Source organism: Methylophilus luteus (assembly GCF_042676265.1).
Classification (GTDB): Bacteria; Pseudomonadota; Gammaproteobacteria; order Burkholderiales; family Methylophilaceae; genus Methylophilus; species Methylophilus luteus.
Map to the genome: position 1 here is coordinate 201,539 of NZ_JBHTKB010000003.1, position 17,674 is coordinate 219,212.

The following is a 17,674-nucleotide window of genomic DNA, read 5'->3' on the forward strand; positions in this document are numbered from 1 at the left end:
ATTAATGTATCAGCCAGTGGCTTCCCGTCTCTTCTGCAACCCCCAAACCACCAACAATACCAGCAACAACAATCCACTACTCACTATCATCACCAAATGCTGTTGTTGCAACCAATCTCGCACCGACAGATGCCGCATCGCCCTGATATTCGACTGCAGGTTAGCCTGCATCTGCGCAACCACGCCTAGCCGGTTTGTCGCAAAGGAAACATGATTCAATTTCATCCAAGCCGGTACTTGTATAGAAGGCCAACCCAGGCTGGAAAATATACTCCCCGATGACTCCACCTGGCGCATCTGCAAACTCATGACCAGGCCTTGCGTGGCAAACATCTGCGGATCTGCTTCATCGGCTTTTTTAATGCGGTGCGTCACCGTATGCAGCGCTTGCGCATTCGGCACTGCGATCAATTGTGCAGAAGCCACGCGCTGGTCGGCAGTCAGCAGTATGCCGCGGCTGCGGCTAAAGGTGAGTGATTGCTGTACAAAGCGTTGCTGCAACACCGGGCTTTGCGGGTACAGTTTGGCGGCCAGGCTGTTGATGCTTTCGCCGGGTAATAGCGGCCATAACATCGATTGTTCGTGCCTGGGGTTGGCGATGCCGAAGGCGGCTTGCGCCGGTTGCTGGGTTAGCGCGGCCAGCAGGCTGAGGCAAAGTAGTAATGCTGCCATCATCAGCCAATGTGATCTGTGATTCCACTGGTGATGATGCAGGCTGGCCATCAGCGCCCTAACTGTTCCCTGGCTTGTGCAACGGCACGGCGGACTTGTTCGGGGGCGGTGCCGCCGGTGTGGTTGCGGCTGGCGACTGAGCCTTCGAGAGTGAGGACTGCAAACACGTCTTCACCTATGGTGGCGCTGAATGCCTGTAATTCGGCCAGGCTGAATTCGGCCAGGTCACGGCCTGATTCCACGCCTGCTTTGACGGCATGGGCGACCACTTCGTGTGCATCACGGAACGGCATGCCTTTTTTCACCAGGTAATCGGCGAGGTCGGTGGCGGTGGCAAAGCCTTCCAGTGCGGCCTGGCGCATATTGTCGGCTTTAACGGTGATGCCGCGCAGCATGTCGGCGTAGATCTGCAAGGTCACCAGCAGGGTATCCGCCACGTCAAACAGTGGTTCTTTGTCTTCCTGGTTGTCTTTGTTATAGGCCAGCGGCTGGCCTTTCATCAGGGTCAGTAAGGCGATCAGGTGGCCGTAGACACGGCCGGTCTTGCCACGTACCAGCTCAGGCACATCGGGGTTTTTCTTTTGTGGCATGATAGAAGAGCCGGTACAGAAACGGTCGGCAATATCAATAAAGCCGAATCTCGGGCTCATCCATAAGATCAGTTCTTCGGAAAAACGCGACAGATGCATCATCAGCAACGAGGCGGCGGCATTGAATTCAATGGCAAAATCGCGGTCAGAGACGGCATCCAGCGAGTTCTGGCATACGCTATCAAAGCCCAGTAGTTCGGCGACCAGTTCGCGGTTGATCGGGTAGCTGGTGCCTGCCAGTGCCGCCGCGCCCAGCGGCAGACGGTTGATACGCTTGCGCGCATCGGCAAAGCGTTCGGCATCACGGTTTAGCATTTCAAAATACGCCATCAGGTGGTGGCCAAACGTCACCGGCTGCGCCACTTGCAGATGGGTGAAGCCAGGCATGATGGTGGCGGCATTCTGTTCGGCCAGGTCCAGCAGCGAGGTTTGCAGGGCGCGTATGCCGACTATGCTGTCATCGACTATGCTGCGCAACCACAGGCGTACATCGGTGGCGACCTGGTCGTTACGCGAGCGGCCGGTATGCAGGCGTTTGCCGGCATCGCCTATCTTCTCGGTCAGGCGTCTTTCAATGTTCAGATGCACATCTTCCAGGTCCAGCAACCATTCAAACTGGCCGGCTTCTATCTCGGCCAGGATCTCGCCCAGGCCGCGTTTGATATCTGCCACGTCTTGCGCGGAGATGATGCCTTGCGTACCCAGCATGGTGGCATGGGCGATGGAGCCCTGGATGTCAAATGCAGCCAGGCGCTTATCAAAGTCTACCGATGCGGTGTAGCGTTTCACCAGCTCGGCCACCGGCTCATTAAAACGGCCTGACCAGGCCTGGTCTTTTTGATGCAGCGAAGATTGTGGTTTGGATTGCGAAGTTGTCAAAGCAAAAATTCTTTCTGCCAGAAATTGGGCGTCTAGCGCATGCTTGCGCCACCGGCGCTTAATACTTATGATGCTGGCACGACATTATAAATGAAACGCGCGATTAAGTGATTGAGCGAGATGAAGTGCAAGGCGCAACTGGCGCAGCAAGCGAAATAGCATGCCTGATAGCGCGCAGTTCAGCACACTGCGCCATCGCCAGCACGATTTTCGGTAAACCGGTACGCGCAGATAGCTATTATATGTTTCAGCAACGGATTTCACGCCGTGCGTAAAGGCAACCGCATCCCTAACTTCCGCAATCTGGGCATACATTTGCGTGTGCTGTTATTGCACGTCTGTCTGCTGGGGTTGCTGACCATAGCCGACGGCCAGCCTGGCTGGAACATTACGCTGTGGGCTATGCAACTGACACAGCTGGCCGGGCAGTGGCTGCCACCGTTGTTGCTGACCATGGGCGGGCTGACCTTGTTGTATCCGCTGATAGGGCGTCTGCCTTACCGTAGCGGCCTGGCCGCCATTCTCGCGCTGGCGCTGTTGCTCACTGCGCTATGCAGTTATGGTTATCAGGTCTGGATCTCGCCACTTACTAGCGGTCAATATGTGCAGATCCTGTTGCTGTGCGCAGGCGATGTGGCTTTATGTCTTTATTACCTGGATCTGTTGCAGCGTGCTTATTCGCCGGCGATCGCTGAGGCCAGGTTGCAGGCCCTGCAGGCACGGATACGCCCGCATTTTCTTTTCAACAGCCTGAATGCGGTGTTGTCGCTGATACGCAGCCAGCCACAACGCGCGGAAACGGCGCTGGAAGACATGGCGGAGTTGTTTCGCGTGCTGATGGCGGATAACCGGGCGCTGGTGCCGCTGACGCAGGAGATCGCCTTGTGCCAGCAATACCTGAATATTGAAAAGCTGCGCCTGGACGAGCGTCTGCACTGCCAGTGGCAGGTTGCCGAGATACCGGCCAGCATCATGATCCCGCCGCTGATCTTGCAGCCGCTGGTTGAAAATGCGGTCTATCACGGCATTGAGCCGCTGGCACAAGGTGGCACGATAGTGATAGATATTCATACCCAGGCGCAGGATCTGTTGCTGCGTATCAGCAATCCGCTGCCGCCGCGCCAGGATAAATCCGGCGGCAATAAAATGGCGCTGAAAAATATACGCGAGCGCCTGCGTTTGCATTACGACCTCGAAGCGCGGCTAAAACAGTATGAGGCGCAAGGGCACTATGTAGTAGAGATCACTATCCCCACCCGACCGCTTTCAGAGGTGGTGCATGGCTAGCCAGCAATTGCTGATCCAATTGCTGATCGTGGATGACGAACCGCTGGCCAGACAGCGCCTGCGTGACCTGGTCGGCGATGTGGGTGGTTACAACATTGTGGGTGAAGCGGCGAATGGCGTGGAGGCGATGGCGTTATTGCAAAGCCAGCCTGTCGATATCATGCTGGTGGATATCCGCATGCCGGTGATGGATGGCATTGAGCTGGCGCAGCATATAGGCAAGCTGGCCACGCCGCCCAACCTGATCTTTACCACTGCCTATGATCACTATGCCTTGCAGGCGTTTGACCTGAATGCCATCGATTACCTGCTGAAACCTATACGGGCGGAAAGATTGGCTGCGGCCCTGGCCAAGGCGCGGCCTTTGCAAGCCAAGCAGTCGCAGGCCTTGCAGGCATTGCAGCAGCCCCCGCAGCATTTAAGCATACATGAGCGCGGCAAAGTGCTGCTGATCCCGCTGGCTGAAGTGCTGTATTTGCGTGCCGAGCTTAAATATGTGACGGTGCGTACCCTGGAGAAAAGCTATTTATTAGAAGCGTCACTGAATCAGCTGGAACATAGTTACGCCGAGCGCTTTGTGCGCGTGCACCGCAATGCACTGGTCGCCAGGGATGCGATCGCCGGTTACGCCAAACAGCGTGTGACTAAGACTGAGAAAACCGGAAGTGAGCAGGCCGGAAGTGAGCAAACCGGGGGTGAGCAAAGCGGGGCAGAAGCGGGAGAGTCAAGCTGGGTGGTGCTGATCAAAGGGCTAGACGAGACGCTGGTGGTCAGCCGACGTCATCAGCATGTGATCAGGGCCGTCTGAACGGCACCAGTATATGAGCAGGGCCGTCTAAACGGCCCTGGGTGGTGGTTGATTACATTTTCTTCTTCTGGTCGGCTTGCTCTATCACCTTGGCTGCCCAGTCTTTACCGCCCAGACCGAAAGCGATCGCCAGGGCCAGAAACACTGCGCCGAACACAATGATAAACAAGGCGTGTATCAGCTGCATGCCTATGCCCAATTGTTCCAGGCCGATGAAGATCGCCAGTATCTGTATGCAATATTCAGCCGAAGTACTGATGATGAGTGCCTGCTCAAATTTGATGCTATGCAACCAGGCGAATACCAGGCGGTTGATAAAGCGCGCAAACAAGGTACCAAAAATCACCACCAGGATAGCGACGATGATATGTGGCAGATAGCTGGCCAGTTCACGTAACAACATGGCGACTTCTGTCATGCCCAGCGAATTGGCGCAGGTGATCACAAACAGCAATATCACCAGCCAGTAGATCACCTGGCTGATAATGCCGCTCAGCGTGACATTGAAGTTGGCGCTACGCATAAAAGATTCCAGCCCGGAACGTTTGGCGAACGCGTCAAACTGGGTGATCTCAAGCAGGCGTTTTACCCCTATGCGTACCAGTTTGGCGACCAGCCAGCCAAAAAATAAAATCACCACAACGGCCAGTAATTTGGGTACAAAATTAACGAGTTCTACCCAAAACTGGTTGAGTGAAGAAAGAAAAATATCGATTTGATACTGCATGGCAGCCCTCCTTTTTTATCGTTGATACTTTAATTTTTAGCAGTGTTTCTGCTGAAAAGCCCTGTTAGCATAACTCAATCCGACCAGGCTGTGGCGTAAAAGGTTCTTGAAAAATACGCAGCAGGCGACGCAGCGCAGAGCGGCTATAGCCTATGTTAAAATGCCGGCATGACTACCGTTACCCCTCCCAAATCCCTGGTGATCGCCTCGCGTGAAAGCGCATTGGCGATGTGGCAGGCACAGCATATCCAGGCCAGGTTACAGGCACTTTACCCGCAATGCGAAGTGAGCATTTTAGGCATGACCACCACCGGTGACCAGATCCTGGATTCGCCGTTATCACGCATAGGTGGCAAAGGCCTGTTTGTCAAAGAGCTGGAAAGTGCACTGGCAGATGGCCGCGCCGATCTCGCCGTACACAGCCTGAAAGATGTGCCCATGCATCTGCCGCAAGGCTTCGCCCTGGCCGCTACCGGCGAGCGTGAAGATCCGCGCGATGCCTTTGTCTCCAATAGCTATACCAGTCTTGAGGCATTACCTGCCGGCAGCATAGTCGGTACTTCCAGCTTGCGTCGGCAGAGCCAGATCCAGGCGCGCTTTCCGCAGCTGAAGATAGAGTCATTACGCGGAAACGTGCAGACCCGCTTGCGCAAGCTGGACGAAGGCCAGTATGCCGCCATTATCCTGGCCGCCGCCGGCCTGATACGCCTGGGTCTGGGTGAGCGTATCAAAGGCTTTATCGATCCTGCACAGAGTATCCCGGCCGTAGGTCAGGGCGCGCTGGGCATTGAGATCAACGCCAGCCGTCAGGACCTGATAGCGATCCTGGCCCCGCTCAACCATGTGGATACGCAATTATGTGTAGAAGCCGAACGTGGTTTTAGCCGCGCGCTGGCAGGCAGTTGCACGGTGCCGCTGGGTGCCTATGCCACCAAGCAGCATGACAGCATCACCATCAACGGTTTTGTCGCCAGTGTGGACGGCCAGCAAATGCTCAAAGAAACCGTCACCGGCCCGGCGCAAGACGCTGAAAAGCTGGGGCAGCAGCTGGCACTGAAACTGATAGAGCGTGGCGCGGATAAGATACTGGCCGCCCTGGATGGCGTGAAATGACCCTGCCGCTGGCTGGCGTGCATATTGCCGTCACGCGGCCACCAGAACAGGCGACCAAACTGAATGCCGCCATCACCGCCGCGGGTGGGGCGGTGATCTCTTTCCCGTTGCTGGATATCGCCAGTCTGCCTGACCTGACCGCTTTTCACGCTGCCATCACACCGCTGAGCCAGTTTGACTGGGCGATCTTTATCAGTAGTAATGCCGTGCACTATGGCATGCCCTTGTTGCAGCAAGCCTCGCTTCCCGCCAGCTTGAAGTTCGCCGCCATAGGCCCGACCACCACCAGTGCCTTGCACGAATATGGTGTAGCCCAAGTATTGACGCCCAAGGACAGGTTCGATAGTGAGTCCTTGCTGGCCTTGCCTGAGCTGCAACAGATGCAAGGGGAGCGCGTGTTGATCGTGCGTGGCGTAGGCGGCCGTGAAGTGCTGGCCGACACGCTCAAGCAGCGTGGGGCCGAAGTGGTGTTTGGCGAATGTTACCGCCGCATCAATCCGCAGGCAGATGCAGCCTTGCTGGCGCAGTCGCACAGCGCGGGGCAGTTACAGGGGGTGATCATCACCAGTTCTGAAGCCCTGCGTTTTTTGCTGGATCTGGCTGCAGGTTCGGCATGGCTGCAAGCGACCACTGTGTTCGTCAATCATGACCGCATCGCCGAGCAGGCTGCGGCGCATGGGCTCAGTGTAGCCAGCGCCGGGCAGCCGGGTGACGCAGCCATGCTGCAATTACTCACCCGGCATTTCACACCCGCAACCTGAATAATTTATGCAATCAATCAGCACGTGCAAAAAAATTGTTGACATATATAACTAAATAACTAATTATGTAGTTATATGAAAGTGCTTACACATATTCCAGAGGCCTGGGCAGAGATTTCTGACCTGTTTGTTGCATTAGGTGATGCACACCGGCAACGAATTTTGTTATCGTTTGAAAAAAACGAACGCCTGACCATTTTGCAGATCGTCGACAGTTCTCAACTCAGCCGCACCGCTGTCACTCACCACCTGAAAGTGCTTGAACGCGGTGGCGCCTTGCGCAGTGAAAAGATAGGTCGCGAAGTGTATTTCTGGGTGAACAAAGACTGGATGCAGCAAGCGCTGCAAAATGTCATCAGCTATTTAAAAGAAGATATCTAAGGGGAAAGTGCATGCTTGCCAGCATATTGAGAGTGTTGTGTCGTTTGGTTTTCCGGGTCCGCGTGCTGGGGCTGGAAAATATCCCGGCGGAAGACAGGTTACTGATCATCGCCAACCATGAATCTTTGCTTGATGGCATGCTGATAGGCCTGTTTTTACCTAAACGCGCCACTTTTGTGGTGCATAGCGATGTGCTCAATAATCCCTTTTTCAGGGGCATACTCAGCCTGACGCCGCATGTGGCGGTCAACCCCAGCAGTCCGCTGGCGATGAAAAAAGTCATACAGCGCCTGAACGCAGGTGAAAACGTGGTGATCTTTCCGGAAGGGCGTATCACCTCTACCGGCGCCTTGATGAAGGTGTATGACGGCCCGGGTTTCGTTGCCGCTAAAACCGGCGTCAAAGTGCTGCCGGTGCGGGTAGAGGGGGCAGCGCAATCTTACTTTGGCCGCTTGTCAGCTGCGCACCCGCGTAAACTATTCCCCAGGGTGACGCTGACGGTATTGCCAGCCACTGAGATCAAGACCGATTCCGACGGTCAGCCACCACTGACCAGCAAACAGCGCCGCCGCATTGCTGGCGTTGCCATGCGCAACATCATGCAGAACCTGGTATTTCAAACCCAGAAAAGCAGCACCTTGTTTGAAACCTTGCTGGATGCGATTGCCAGGTCAGGCAGCAACACGCGCATCATAGAAGACCTCAACCTGGTAGAGGAAACCTACCGCGACCTGCTGAAGAAAAGCCTGGCGCTGGGCCGCCTGGCCAGCAAGATCAGCCAGCCTGGCGATGCGATAGGCGTATTGATGCCTAATGTCACCAATACTGCCGCCCTGATAATGGGCATGATGGCTTTCAGGCGTGTGCCGGCCATGCTCAATTACACTTCAGGCACTTCCGGCATGCAAAATGCCTGTATCGCGGCCAAAATCAATACCGTGATCACCTCTCGCAAGTTTCTGGAAACAGCCAAGCTGCAAGACGTGGTCGCGCAGTTGCAGGATATCAACATCGTCTACCTCGAAGACTTGCGCCCGCAGTTCAGCCTGTGGGATAAAGTCTGGTTGCTGGGCTATGCGCTGCATTTTCCGCGTGCCGTCATGCTGCCGGCAAAAACAGAAGACACTGCCGTCATCCTGTTCACCTCGGGCTCGGAAGGCAAACCCAAGGGCGTGGTGCATAGCCACAAAAGCATACTGGCCAATATCCACCAGATCATGGCCATGCTGGACTTTAATCCTAGCGATAAATTCATGATGGCATTGCCTATATTCCATGCCTTCGGTTTTACCGGGACCCTGCTGCCGTTGCTGAACGGTATCCGTATCATGCTGTTTCCGTCACCGCTGCAATACAAGGTGATCCCGGAAGTGATCTACGATAAAAACTGCACCGTGTTTTTCTCCACCAATACTTTTCTGGCTAACTATGCCAGGTTCGCCCACCCCTATGATTTCTACAAACTGCGCATAGTGGTGGCAGGTGCCGAGAAACTGAATGATGAAGTACGCAAGACTTATCACGAGAAGTTCGGTATCCGTATCCTGGAAGGTTACGGCACCACAGAATGCGCGCCTGTGCTTTCTGCCAATACACCGATGGCGAATAAAAATGGTACTGTGGGCCAGTTCTTCCCCGGCATCTCGCATAGGCTGGAGCCTATCCCCGGCATTGAGCAGGGTGGCCAGCTGCTGGTGAAAGGTGACAATATCATGCAGGGCTATTATCTGTATGACCAGCCCGGCAAACTCATTCCTCCGCCGGATGGCTGGTATGACACTGGCGATGTGGTGGAAGTGGACGCTGAAGGTTTTATCCATATCAAGGGCCGCGTCAAACGCTTTGCCAAAATAGCCGGTGAAATGGTCTCGCTGGAGCTGGTAGAAAAGATCGCTAATACCGCAGCGCCTGAGCACCAGCATGCAGCCACTACGCAAAGCAATGCCAATCGGGGTGAAAATATCGTGCTCTACACCACAGATGCCGCCTTAAAACGTGAAGATCTGCAACTGGTGGCCAAGAACCTGGGCGCGCCGGAGATCGCCATCGCCAGAAAGATAGTGCTGGTGGAAGCGATCCCGTTGTTGGGTACCGGCAAGACCGATTATGTGACATTGAAACAGATGGCAGCTGAGCAGTCATGAACCGGCGCCAGTTCCTGCTGGCAGCGGGCGGCTTAGCAGCTGCCGGTATCAGTCACGCTGCGTGGCGCTATTGGCCGGATGCTGGCCTGAGTAACCCTTGCCTGGCTGAAATACCGGACAGCGTGTTGCAACACCCGACCTATCAGCAGATCTGGCACGGTATCAGGCCAGACCAGGTGTGGGACTCACACGTGCACCTGGTGGGTGTGGGCGATGCCAGCAGTGAGACCTGGTTCAACCCGGATATGGATAGCTGGTCGCACCCGCAGTTAAAGCTGCAAAAAGCGTTTTACATGAATGGCACCTGTGCCGACCCGGCCAACATCGATCACTCTACCGTGGCGAAAATGACACAGCTGGTGACGGCCATGCCCGCTGGCGTCAAATTAATGCTGTTTGCGTTTGACTGGTACCGCGATGGTGGTGGGCAGGTGCTAAAAGAAAATTCTATCTTTCATGTGTCGAATAGTTACGCGGCACATATCGCCAGCCAGCAGCCAGACCGGTTCGAGTGGGTGGCCAGCATACACCCTTATCGCCCAGATGCGCTGGACGCCCTGGATCAGGCTTATGCCGATGGTGCGCGTGCGATCAAATGGTTGCCATCCGGCATGAATATAGACCCCGCCTCCAGCAAATGTAAGCCTTTCTATAAAAAACTGGCGGCCATGCAATTGCCCATCATTACGCATACCGGCAAAGAAAGCGCTGTGGCTGGCGGTGAGCAGACGTATGGTAATCCGCTACGCATGCGGCAGGCGCTGGATCAGGGGGTCAAAGTCGTGCTCGCGCATTGTGCCAGCGACGGCACCGATGAAGACCTGGACCATGGCGGCCGGGCGGTCAAAAGCTTTGATTTATTCACCCGCATGATGGATACCGCCGATTACCAGCCTTTGCTGTATGGCGATATCTCGGCCACCACCCTGATCAACCACGCCTGGGTATTGCCCACGCTGATCGCACGCCAGGACTGGCATGCCCGCCTGGTGAATGGTTCGGATTATCCCTTGCCCGGCATCATGCCGCTCACCAATATCAATACCCTGGTGGCCAACGGCTGGCTGGCTGCAGAACATCAGTCATTTTTAGTCAGTTTAAAACAGGCCAACCCTTTAATATACGATTTTGCACTCAAGCGTCTGCTCAGCATTAACGGGCAGACATTTTCAACTCAAGTTTTCGAAACCAGGCCACTTTTCGAACGCCATTCAAGCTGAACACTATGCATAATCCATTCTCTTTACTTACCCAGCCGCGCTTTCGCCCGTTTTTCTGGACTCAGGGCTTAGGCGCATTCAATGACAATGTCTTTAAAACCGCGTTAATCACGCAGGTGGCTTTCAATACAGCCAGCCTGACTACTCTGGATGGCGGCACCCTGGTCACCTTGCTGCCCGGGCTGTTTATCCTGCCATTTTTCCTGTTTTCGGCCTCCGCCGGGCAACTGGCAGACAAGTATGAAAAATCGCAGATCATACGCCTGGTCAAGTTGCTGGAGGTAGGCATCATGCTGTTAGCCGGTGCCGGTTTCCTGCTGCATAATCTGGTCATGCTCGCCCTGGCCCTGTTCCTGATGGGCTTGCATTCCACCGTGTTCGGGCCGGTGAAATATTCTTACCTGCCACAACATCTGCAGCCACATGAGTTGACTGCAGGCAACGGCCTGGTGGAGATGGGCAGCTTTGTCTCCATTTTGCTGGGGCAGGTGCTCGGTGCCTGGTTAGGCAGCTTGCCGCAACATGAATTCGTCACCAGTTTGAGCATACTGCTGATCGCCGTTTCCGGTTTTCATATCAGCCGCAGTATCCCGCTATCACCAGCGCCAGTGCCGGAGATGAAGATCAACTGGAACCCCATCAGCGAAACCGTCAACAATGTGCGTATCTTCTGGGCGCAACAAACTTTGTGGGTAGGCATTGTTGCCATTTCATGGTTCTGGTTTTTTGGTGCCACCTTGCTGGCGCAATTCCCCAATCTGGCAAAAGACGGCCTGCATGGCAGTGAGCGCGACTTTATTGCCTTGCTGTCGATTTTTTCGGTAGGCGTGGGCATAGGCTCGGTCTGGTGTGAAAAACTCTCCAAAGGCAAACAGGAGCTGGGCCTGGTCATGTTAGGCGCGGTGGGCATGTCAGTGTTTGCCTGGGATTTTGCCGCGACCGCAGGCAATATCCAGCAACAGTTTCTGGCACACCCTGGCTGGACATTACAAGCCATCAGCCAGCTGGATTACTGGCGCATGCTGCTGGATGTGGCATTGCTGGGCGTGAGCGGCGGCCTTTATATCGTGCCTTTATATGTACTACTGCAATCCCGGGTAGAGCCACGGTACCAATCGCGTGTCATCGCGGCCAACAACATTATGAATGCATTATTCATGGTGGTTTCTGCCGGCTTTTCGCTCATGTTGTTCGGTTATGGTTTAACGATCCCACAATTGTTTGCAGCGACCGCAGGCCTGAATCTGCTAGTGGCGGCCTATTTGTGCTGGCGGCAGCCAGAATACCTATCTAGTAGCGTGGCTTATGTCAAACGCTGGTTTGCCGCAGACTAGGTATGCACATGCGCTCATTTGGTTGGTGGTTACTGGGGTGCTCGCAGATGCTAATGCAGGCAGGAGACATAGTTCAGGCCGGAGAAATAGTGCAGGCGGGAGAAATGGGGGCACAGGCAGGTGAGATGGTGAAACAGCCGCTGGGTCTATATGCCAGCGAGCAGTTTGCGACAGTGCAAGCGCCTTGCCCTAATTGCCAGGGCCTGCCACAAGCGCTATGGTATTTCAAAGGCGAAACCGTCACAGTGCCGCAAGCCGGCCAGCCTGTCACCGGCTTTGATGCCGGTAAACGCGGGGCGGATGATGTCGCTGCTTTAAATGTGCGTGCCTTGCCAGGGCTGGTGTGGACCGGCGCCACCCGGCATTGGGCGAATACGCATTTATTAGCGGGCGCAGAGCGATTGCGTCTGGCAGATGGGACAGAAACCGCGTTTAAGATCGTGCCCAAGATCCCGACCAATCTTTCTTACTGGAACCAGGATAGCCAGGCTTTTTTCGCACAACGTACGCTGAGCATAGGTGGCGAACAGCACGGTGCCACCATAATTGCCCGTACCATCTGGCCTGAGGATTTCCGCCTGGACCTGCAGGCGCAGGCGCAACCATTGCAAGCCGGTGAATCACTCAAACAACTGGTGCAATTTGAGCATGGCGGCGCACGCAGCGCGCACCAGAGCCGTTTGCTGTGGCAGAAAACACCTGCCGCTCAGCCGTCACTGGCAGGTAAAGCGGTCTTAGGCGTGTTATTGAACGGCGCGCAAGGCGACGACGACGAAGCGCACGGCGGGCATTTTGCACTCGCCACCGGTGTTGTCGCTGCCGATGGTAGCTACCAGCACTGGCTGGTCAACAACTACTACAACCTGGCGACCAATAGCGAAAAAGGCATCATTGCCGCGGTGACGCCGTTTGATAAATACATGGCAGACCTCAACAGCGGGCAGGCTTTTTACCGGCCGTCGTATATGCTGGTGGCGGTATTCTCGCAGCCGACTATCCCGGCCACTATCCAGGCTGCCAGCAACCGCGTTTACCAGCATTTTTACCGCAATGATTTTGTCTATGACCATGCCACTAACAACTGCGCCGGCATCAGTGTCGATGTGTTGCATCATCTTGGCTGGAAAGTACCGCAGAGCGGTGGCGAAAGCTTACTCAAAGCCAGCGCCGCCTATTGGTATATCGCCGCGCAGGAGCGCAGCCTGACCAAAGGCCGTGCGATCTACGATTACCTAAATACCGAAATGACGCGCCTGTTTCCCGCGGTGGCGTTTGATGCGATAGGCAACGACCTGCTCAATATCGCCCACACCGGCACCACTGCGACCCTGAAAGGTGACATGCACAACATGGCAGAGCAACTGGAAGCGATTTATTTTGTGCGCATCCCGCAACTGCCTTCCAGCCGTGCTGACGGCCTGGCGCCGGTGTATAGCTTTGCGCAATATCAGCAACAGGCGCCGGCCGATCGCAGCCAGTGGAAAATCATTCCGGTCACGCCCAACCCGCTGCCTGAGCATTTAAAAGATGGCTGGGCGCTGAAACCGCAAACTGCGGCGCTGATGCCCTTGCCCGCGCTGTTGTTTTTAATCAGTGGTTTGGCGATAATCTGGTTTTTGTTGCGGGTTTCCGGCAAAGCCTTGCGCCGCTTATTCCGCAACAAGCCAACTGCTTGAACACCACATGATGAAAACACCGCACCCTTTTCTGGCCTTGCTGTTAGTCAGTTTTTTAAGCAGTGCTGTACATGCTGATGAGGGTTTGGCACTGGAGTCAGAATCCAGAAATGTCGCCTCTGCCTTTGTAGGGGCAGCCAATTTTGTGGTGGGCCGTATCGGTATAGAGTGCCTGGCACTGCTAGGCCGGCTGGAAACGCCCAGAGAGTATGTCAACATCTGGCAGGAGCGTAATAGCAAATACTACAGCGCCTCCACCAAATACATCGCGAAAAAAATGGAGGCCGCAGAAGCTTCAGGCGGCGCTATCGCCAGGGATGCGGTGCTCAGGGATTATTCCACTATCGTGCGCAAAGAAGGCGAAGGCATCATCAAGGACTGGATAGGCCAGGGCAATAAAAGGGAAGGGTGCCATCAGGCGGTGATGATGATAGATAAAGGCATACTGGATGTGAGCCCCGACGCTGCCGTTTATCAGGATATAGAAGCTCTGGCTGTGTGGTCTAAAATCAACTGATTGAAAAACGCGATGGGTAATCAACTCCAGTCACGGGAAGCCAAAATTTTGCAGCTACCTGCCAATGAGCGCGCTGTATTGGCTCAGCTTTTACTTGCCGCTTAGATGAGGAAGATGGGTTTGAGCAGGCCTGGGCGGTTGAGGCAGAGCGTAGGTTGAGAGAGATTGAAACTGGGGTCGTACAAACAATCTCACTTGCAGAGGCGCTAGCTCAGATACGTGTCATTTTGAGATAAAGCTTGCCATCGCTTCTGTTTCGCATATTACCGCTCAAACACTCTCACCCTAGGTGCAACTTGCGGCATTAACTCACGGGTTGCGATGCGCATATCGTATTCACTTTGCAGGTTAAGCCAGTAACGCGGTTCCATACCAAAAAATAGGCCAAGACGTAGTGCAGTGTCTGCGGTGATAGGTCGATTGCCATTAACAATATCGCTGATGCGGCTAGGCGGTACATCAATATCTGCAGAGAGTTGTCGCGCAGTAATGCCCATCGGTTTCATAAACTCTTCCAGCAGAATTTCGCCTGGATAGATTTCTTCAAGTAAGTCAGTCATTTCCATATCCTTTTTGTAGCAATTAGTGGTAATCCACAATCTCAACCGCGTACGCGCCATCTTCTTTCCAAATAAAACACAGACGCCATTGGTCATTGATGCGAATGCTATGTTGACCTAGGCGATTGCCTTTTAGTGCTTCGAGATGATTGCCGGGGGGTATTCGCAAACTATTGAGGCTAATCGCTGCGTGTAATTGCAATAGTTTTCGTCGGGCGATACGTTCTATGTTTTTAAAGCGACGAACGTTGACGCTGCGAAAGAGTGCCTCGGTATCCTCACATGCGAAAGTATGTATCATAAAAATAGGGTATTCCGCAATATAGAATCTGTCAATTAGATCCCTCGCTTTATTAAAAAATTCATCTGAATGCTTTATGGCTGGCAGATAATGAATTTATTGATTAATGATGATGTGTTAAACAACAAAGAGTTTACAAAAAATCTTATTGGGCGCAACTTATTCATTGGTTAATTATCTGTTTGAGTGTACTCACAGAAACCCGAATAATAAGAAAGGTCGTTTATGTCACTGTCAGTCAACCGAAAACTTGTCTTAACTGCTCTTATTTGTTTATTGCTGTACCAGGTCGGGACCTGGATCACTATCGTCGCTGGTGCGGTGTGGGGTGCTGGTGCGGCCGTGATTGTCGCCGTAGTTTCATATGTTTCCGCAAGATTGGCCAAACGCGGTGCGACCAGCACCATCTGGTTTCTGGTGCCGACCTTGTTATTTACCGTGATCCCGCTACTGGCCAAGTTGTGGAGCGCATTTACCAGCCAGACCGGTATTGCCGATATGCTGCTGGATCTGACGCCGTTGCTGGTAGGCTTTGTGATTCCGGTGATCTTGTTATCCATGGTCTATCTGGACCTGCGGAAAAAATCCCTTACAGATGGGATTTAATTAAGCAGCCAGGTAAACGGCTGGGCAGGTATCCGGCGCTTGGTAATAACATTGCACAATAACCCGTTATAATGTCACGCTTGAATCAATTCTGATTAAGCAAAACATGCGATCAAGTTATTTCGGTAAGCCTCCTTCACACTCCAAGCTCTGGGCCGTAGGTCACTGGTTTGGGCCTTATGCGCCGCTGATCGTGATGTTTTTAAGCGGGCTGGTGTTTCTCTCCCTGACCCGCCTGGGGCTGGTCGGCTGGAAATGGGAGCGCGTGCTCGCCACCGGCGAGTTATGCCAGATCTTGCTGCAGGGCGTGCGGGTAGACCTGATACAGCTAGGTTTGCTGGCTATCATTCCCATATTACTCGCGCCAGTGCTGGCAACGCGCAAACGCTTCCATATCTGGCGCGCATTCACTTTCTGCTGGGTATTGCTTTCACTGGTGCTGCTGGTGTTTCTCGAAGCAGCGACCCCAGGTTTTATACTCGAATACGATGTGCGCCCCAACCGTATCTTTGTTGAGTACCTCAAATATCCGCATGAAGTGTTCGGCATGCTATGGCAGGGCTTCAAGCTGGAACTGTTTTTTGGCCTGGGCATGGCTTTGCTAGCCCTGGTGCTGGTCTACAAACTGCTCAAACCCTGGCGTGAGGCAGAGGCAAAATGGTCTAACTGGGCAGTCTGGCTGGTGTGGCCTTTTATTCTGCTGCTGACAGCGTTTGCCATTCGCTCTACGCTCACGCACCGGCCGGCGAATCCGGCCCTGTTTGCCATCACCCAGGACAGCATGGTCAATAGCCTGATCCTGAACTCCACCTATTCGGTGTTTTATGCCGCTTATAGCTTGCAGCACGAGGCTAAATCGAGCGAGATGTATGGCAAGTTGCCACGCGAAAAAATATTTTCCCTCACCGGCGCCAAAGAGGGCGATATCCCCACCCTGACCACCCTGGTGCCTTCGGTGAAACGCGATAAACCATTAAACCTGGTCATCTTGCTGCAGGAGAGCCTGGGAGCCGGGTTTGTGGAATCACTGGGCGGCAAACCGGTGACGCCCAATCTGGAACAGCTCAAGTCCGAAGGTATCTGGTTCACACATTTGTTTGCCACCGGCACGCGCTCAGTGCGCGGCATTGAAGCAGTGGTGACGGGTTTTCAACCCACGCCTGCCGATAGTACGGTCAAGCTGGGTTTAAGCCAGAACAATTTTTTCACGCTGGCTACGCTGCTGGGCAAACAAGGCTATCACACCGAATTCATCTATGGCGGCGAGTCGCATTTTGACAATATGCGCAGCTTTTTCATGGGCAATGGTTTTCAGCAGATCACTGACCAGCCAGATTTTAAGCAGCCGGTATTCGTTGCCAGCTGGGGCGCTTCGGATGAAGACCTTCTGAATAAGACCCATGAGCAATTGCTGGCACACCATGCCAGCGGCAAGCCATTCTTCACCCTGGCATTCAGCTCTTCCAACCATGCGCCGTTTGAATTCCCCGATGGCCGTATCGACCTGTATGAACAACCGAAAGCAACCGACAATAATGCGGTGAAATATGCCGACTATGCCATAGGCGAGTTTTTCAAGAAAGCCAAGGCCAGCCCGTACTGGAATGACACCGTGTTCCTGATCGTGGCTGACCACGATATCCGGGTGCGTGGCGATACGCTGGTGCCTATAGAGCATTTCCATATCCCGGCGCTGATACTGGGTGGTGCGGTTGAGGCAAAAACCGTGGATGCCATTGCCAGCCAGATCGATCTGCCAGTCACCGTATTGTCATTGATGGGCATAGCCGCCCAGCACCCTATGACAGGCCATGATCTTTCTAATATCAGCGCCGATTACCGCGGCCGCGCCATGATGCAATACAACTCTAATTATGGCTGGATGCAGCAACTGGGCCCCACGATAGAGCAGAACGAGGTGGTCGTACTGCGCGAAGGCAAAGCACCGGCATTCGGCCATTACCAGCCGCAAAGCAAAAAGCTGCAGAATACCGCCGCGCCAGCGGACGGGCAGGCCCTGGCCGAGCAGGCTTTAGCCAACGCCTTGTTGCCGGCCCTGCTTTATAAAGAGCAGCGTTATCGCTTGCCGGAGTAAGCA

18 protein-coding genes are annotated in these 17,674 nt (G+C 54.2%); 13 read left to right on the top strand and 5 right to left on the bottom strand.

Going from position 1 to position 17,674, the window contains the following annotated elements:
- Positions 1–9 precede the first annotated feature (9 nt).
- Together ACFQ1Z_RS13295 and argH are read right to left on the bottom strand one after the other, a co-directional pair.
- Positions 10–723, bottom strand: coding sequence for a hypothetical protein (locus tag ACFQ1Z_RS13295; protein WP_379058461.1), 714 nt, complete (start codon positions 721–723; stop codon positions 10–12).
- Positions 723–2,141 (bottom strand): argininosuccinate lyase, encoded by a 1,419-nt coding sequence (gene argH, locus ACFQ1Z_RS13300; RefSeq protein WP_379058463.1) that lies wholly within the window; start codon positions 2,139–2,141, stop codon positions 723–725. Before argH ends, ACFQ1Z_RS13295 begins: the two co-directional genes overlap by 1 nt.
- Positions 2,142–2,408: 267 nt before the next feature.
- Between argH and ACFQ1Z_RS13305 the strand changes: the two genes are divergently transcribed.
- Both ACFQ1Z_RS13305 and ACFQ1Z_RS13310 read left to right on the top strand, forming a co-directional pair.
- Entirely contained in the window at positions 2,409–3,428 is a 1,020-nt protein-coding gene (locus ACFQ1Z_RS13305; protein ID WP_379058465.1) for a sensor histidine kinase, read from the top strand.
- Positions 3,421–4,236 carry a LytR/AlgR family response regulator transcription factor gene (locus ACFQ1Z_RS13310; protein WP_379058467.1) on the top strand — a complete coding sequence of 272 codons (816 nt, stop codon included), beginning with the start codon at positions 3,421–3,423 and terminating at the stop codon, positions 4,234–4,236. Before ACFQ1Z_RS13305 ends, ACFQ1Z_RS13310 begins: the two co-directional genes overlap by 8 nt.
- A gap of 52 nt (positions 4,237–4,288) precedes the next feature.
- Here the strand turns inward: ACFQ1Z_RS13310 and ACFQ1Z_RS13315 are convergent, their stop codons facing one another.
- On the bottom strand, positions 4,289–4,963 hold the full coding sequence (locus ACFQ1Z_RS13315) for a mechanosensitive ion channel family protein (protein ID WP_379058470.1): 675 nt from the start codon (positions 4,961–4,963) through the stop codon (positions 4,289–4,291).
- 168 nt (positions 4,964–5,131) lie between these two features.
- On the opposite strand from ACFQ1Z_RS13315, the gene hemC reads away from it, so the two are divergent.
- The 9 genes from hemC to ACFQ1Z_RS13360 all read left to right on the top strand — a co-directional run bounded on the left by hemC (position 5,132) and on the right by ACFQ1Z_RS13360 (position 14,345).
- Positions 5,132–6,076, top strand: a complete 945-nt coding sequence (hemC, locus tag ACFQ1Z_RS13320; protein ID WP_379058473.1) for a hydroxymethylbilane synthase — start codon at positions 5,132–5,134, stop codon at positions 6,074–6,076.
- Positions 6,073–6,837 (top strand): uroporphyrinogen-III synthase, encoded by a 765-nt coding sequence (locus ACFQ1Z_RS13325; protein ID WP_379058476.1) that lies wholly within the window; start codon positions 6,073–6,075, stop codon positions 6,835–6,837. The genes hemC and ACFQ1Z_RS13325 overlap by 4 nt, the downstream gene beginning before the upstream one ends.
- 75 nt (positions 6,838–6,912) lie before the next feature.
- Positions 6,913–7,218: an ArsR/SmtB family transcription factor gene (locus ACFQ1Z_RS13330; protein ID WP_379058478.1), complete on the top strand. Its 306-nt coding sequence runs from the start codon at positions 6,913–6,915 to the stop codon at positions 7,216–7,218.
- 11 nt (positions 7,219–7,229) lie between these two features.
- Positions 7,230–9,362 (top strand): bifunctional acyl-ACP--phospholipid O-acyltransferase/long-chain-fatty-acid--ACP ligase, encoded by a 2,133-nt coding sequence (gene aas / locus ACFQ1Z_RS13335; RefSeq protein WP_379058481.1) that lies wholly within the window; start codon positions 7,230–7,232, stop codon positions 9,360–9,362.
- Positions 9,359–10,582 (top strand): amidohydrolase family protein, encoded by a 1,224-nt coding sequence (locus tag ACFQ1Z_RS13340; protein WP_379058482.1) that lies wholly within the window; start codon positions 9,359–9,361, stop codon positions 10,580–10,582. The genes aas and ACFQ1Z_RS13340 overlap by 4 nt, the downstream gene beginning before the upstream one ends.
- Positions 10,583–10,587: 5 nt before the next feature.
- Positions 10,588–11,916, top strand: coding sequence for an MFS transporter (locus ACFQ1Z_RS13345; protein ID WP_379058484.1), 1,329 nt, complete (start codon positions 10,588–10,590; stop codon positions 11,914–11,916).
- 104 nt (positions 11,917–12,020) lie between these two features.
- Positions 12,021–13,592 (top strand): hypothetical protein, encoded by a 1,572-nt coding sequence (locus ACFQ1Z_RS13350; RefSeq protein ID WP_379058486.1) that lies wholly within the window; start codon positions 12,021–12,023, stop codon positions 13,590–13,592.
- A 7-nt stretch (positions 13,593–13,599) separates the two neighbouring features.
- Positions 13,600–14,109 carry a hypothetical protein gene (locus ACFQ1Z_RS13355; protein WP_379058489.1) on the top strand — a complete coding sequence of 170 codons (510 nt, stop codon included), beginning with the start codon at positions 13,600–13,602 and terminating at the stop codon, positions 14,107–14,109.
- 77 nt (positions 14,110–14,186) lie between these two features.
- Complete coding sequence (locus tag ACFQ1Z_RS13360) at positions 14,187–14,345, top strand: addiction module protein (RefSeq protein WP_379058912.1); 159 nt, start codon at positions 14,187–14,189, stop codon at positions 14,343–14,345.
- Positions 14,346–14,372: 27 nt separating this feature from the next.
- On the opposite strand, the gene ACFQ1Z_RS13365 is transcribed toward ACFQ1Z_RS13360, so the two are convergent.
- Positions 14,373–14,765 (bottom strand): HigA family addiction module antitoxin, encoded by a 393-nt coding sequence (locus tag ACFQ1Z_RS13365; protein ID WP_379058491.1) that lies wholly within the window; start codon positions 14,763–14,765, stop codon positions 14,373–14,375.
- Positions 14,692–14,970, bottom strand: a complete 279-nt coding sequence (locus ACFQ1Z_RS13370; protein ID WP_379058494.1) for a type II toxin-antitoxin system RelE/ParE family toxin — start codon at positions 14,968–14,970, stop codon at positions 14,692–14,694. Before ACFQ1Z_RS13370 ends, ACFQ1Z_RS13365 begins: the two co-directional genes overlap by 74 nt.
- Before the next feature lie 225 nt (positions 14,971–15,195).
- Between ACFQ1Z_RS13370 and ACFQ1Z_RS13375 the strand changes: the two genes are divergently transcribed.
- Together ACFQ1Z_RS13375 and ACFQ1Z_RS13380 are read left to right on the top strand one after the other, a co-directional pair.
- Positions 15,196–15,576 (top strand): hypothetical protein, encoded by a 381-nt coding sequence (locus ACFQ1Z_RS13375; RefSeq protein ID WP_379058497.1) that lies wholly within the window; start codon positions 15,196–15,198, stop codon positions 15,574–15,576.
- Between the two features lie 106 nt (positions 15,577–15,682).
- On the top strand, positions 15,683–17,671 hold the full coding sequence (locus ACFQ1Z_RS13380; RefSeq protein WP_379058499.1) for an LTA synthase family protein: 1,989 nt from the start codon (positions 15,683–15,685) through the stop codon (positions 17,669–17,671).
- Positions 17,672–17,674 lie beyond the last annotated feature (3 nt).

Excerpts from the sequence above, each read along its gene's own strand:
- ACFQ1Z_RS13295 (WP_379058461.1), bottom strand. The coding sequence starts at position 723 with ATGGCCAGCCTGCATCATCACCAGTGGAATCACAGATCACATTGGCTG.
- ACFQ1Z_RS13310 (WP_379058467.1), top strand. The coding sequence starts at position 3,421 with ATGGCTAGCCAGCAATTGCTGATCCAATTGCTGATCGTGGATGACGAA.
- ACFQ1Z_RS13315 (WP_379058470.1), bottom strand. The coding sequence starts at position 4,963 with ATGCAGTATCAAATCGATATTTTTCTTTCTTCACTCAACCAGTTTTGG.
- hemC (WP_379058473.1), top strand. The coding sequence starts at position 5,132 with ATGACTACCGTTACCCCTCCCAAATCCCTGGTGATCGCCTCGCGTGAA.
- ACFQ1Z_RS13325 (WP_379058476.1), top strand. The coding sequence starts at position 6,073 with ATGACCCTGCCGCTGGCTGGCGTGCATATTGCCGTCACGCGGCCACCA.
- ACFQ1Z_RS13330 (WP_379058478.1), top strand. The coding sequence starts at position 6,913 with ATGAAAGTGCTTACACATATTCCAGAGGCCTGGGCAGAGATTTCTGAC.
- aas (WP_379058481.1), top strand. The coding sequence starts at position 7,230 with ATGCTTGCCAGCATATTGAGAGTGTTGTGTCGTTTGGTTTTCCGGGTC.
- ACFQ1Z_RS13340 (WP_379058482.1), top strand. The coding sequence starts at position 9,359 with ATGAACCGGCGCCAGTTCCTGCTGGCAGCGGGCGGCTTAGCAGCTGCC.
- ACFQ1Z_RS13345 (WP_379058484.1), top strand. The coding sequence starts at position 10,588 with ATGCATAATCCATTCTCTTTACTTACCCAGCCGCGCTTTCGCCCGTTT.
- ACFQ1Z_RS13350 (WP_379058486.1), top strand. The coding sequence starts at position 12,021 with ATGGGGGCACAGGCAGGTGAGATGGTGAAACAGCCGCTGGGTCTATAT.
- ACFQ1Z_RS13355 (WP_379058489.1), top strand. The coding sequence starts at position 13,600 with ATGATGAAAACACCGCACCCTTTTCTGGCCTTGCTGTTAGTCAGTTTT.
- ACFQ1Z_RS13365 (WP_379058491.1), bottom strand. The coding sequence starts at position 14,765 with ATGACCAATGGCGTCTGTGTTTTATTTGGAAAGAAGATGGCGCGTACG.
- ACFQ1Z_RS13370 (WP_379058494.1), bottom strand. The coding sequence starts at position 14,970 with ATGATACATACTTTCGCATGTGAGGATACCGAGGCACTCTTTCGCAGC.
- ACFQ1Z_RS13375 (WP_379058497.1), top strand. The coding sequence starts at position 15,196 with ATGTCACTGTCAGTCAACCGAAAACTTGTCTTAACTGCTCTTATTTGT.
- ACFQ1Z_RS13380 (WP_379058499.1), top strand. The coding sequence starts at position 15,683 with ATGCGATCAAGTTATTTCGGTAAGCCTCCTTCACACTCCAAGCTCTGG.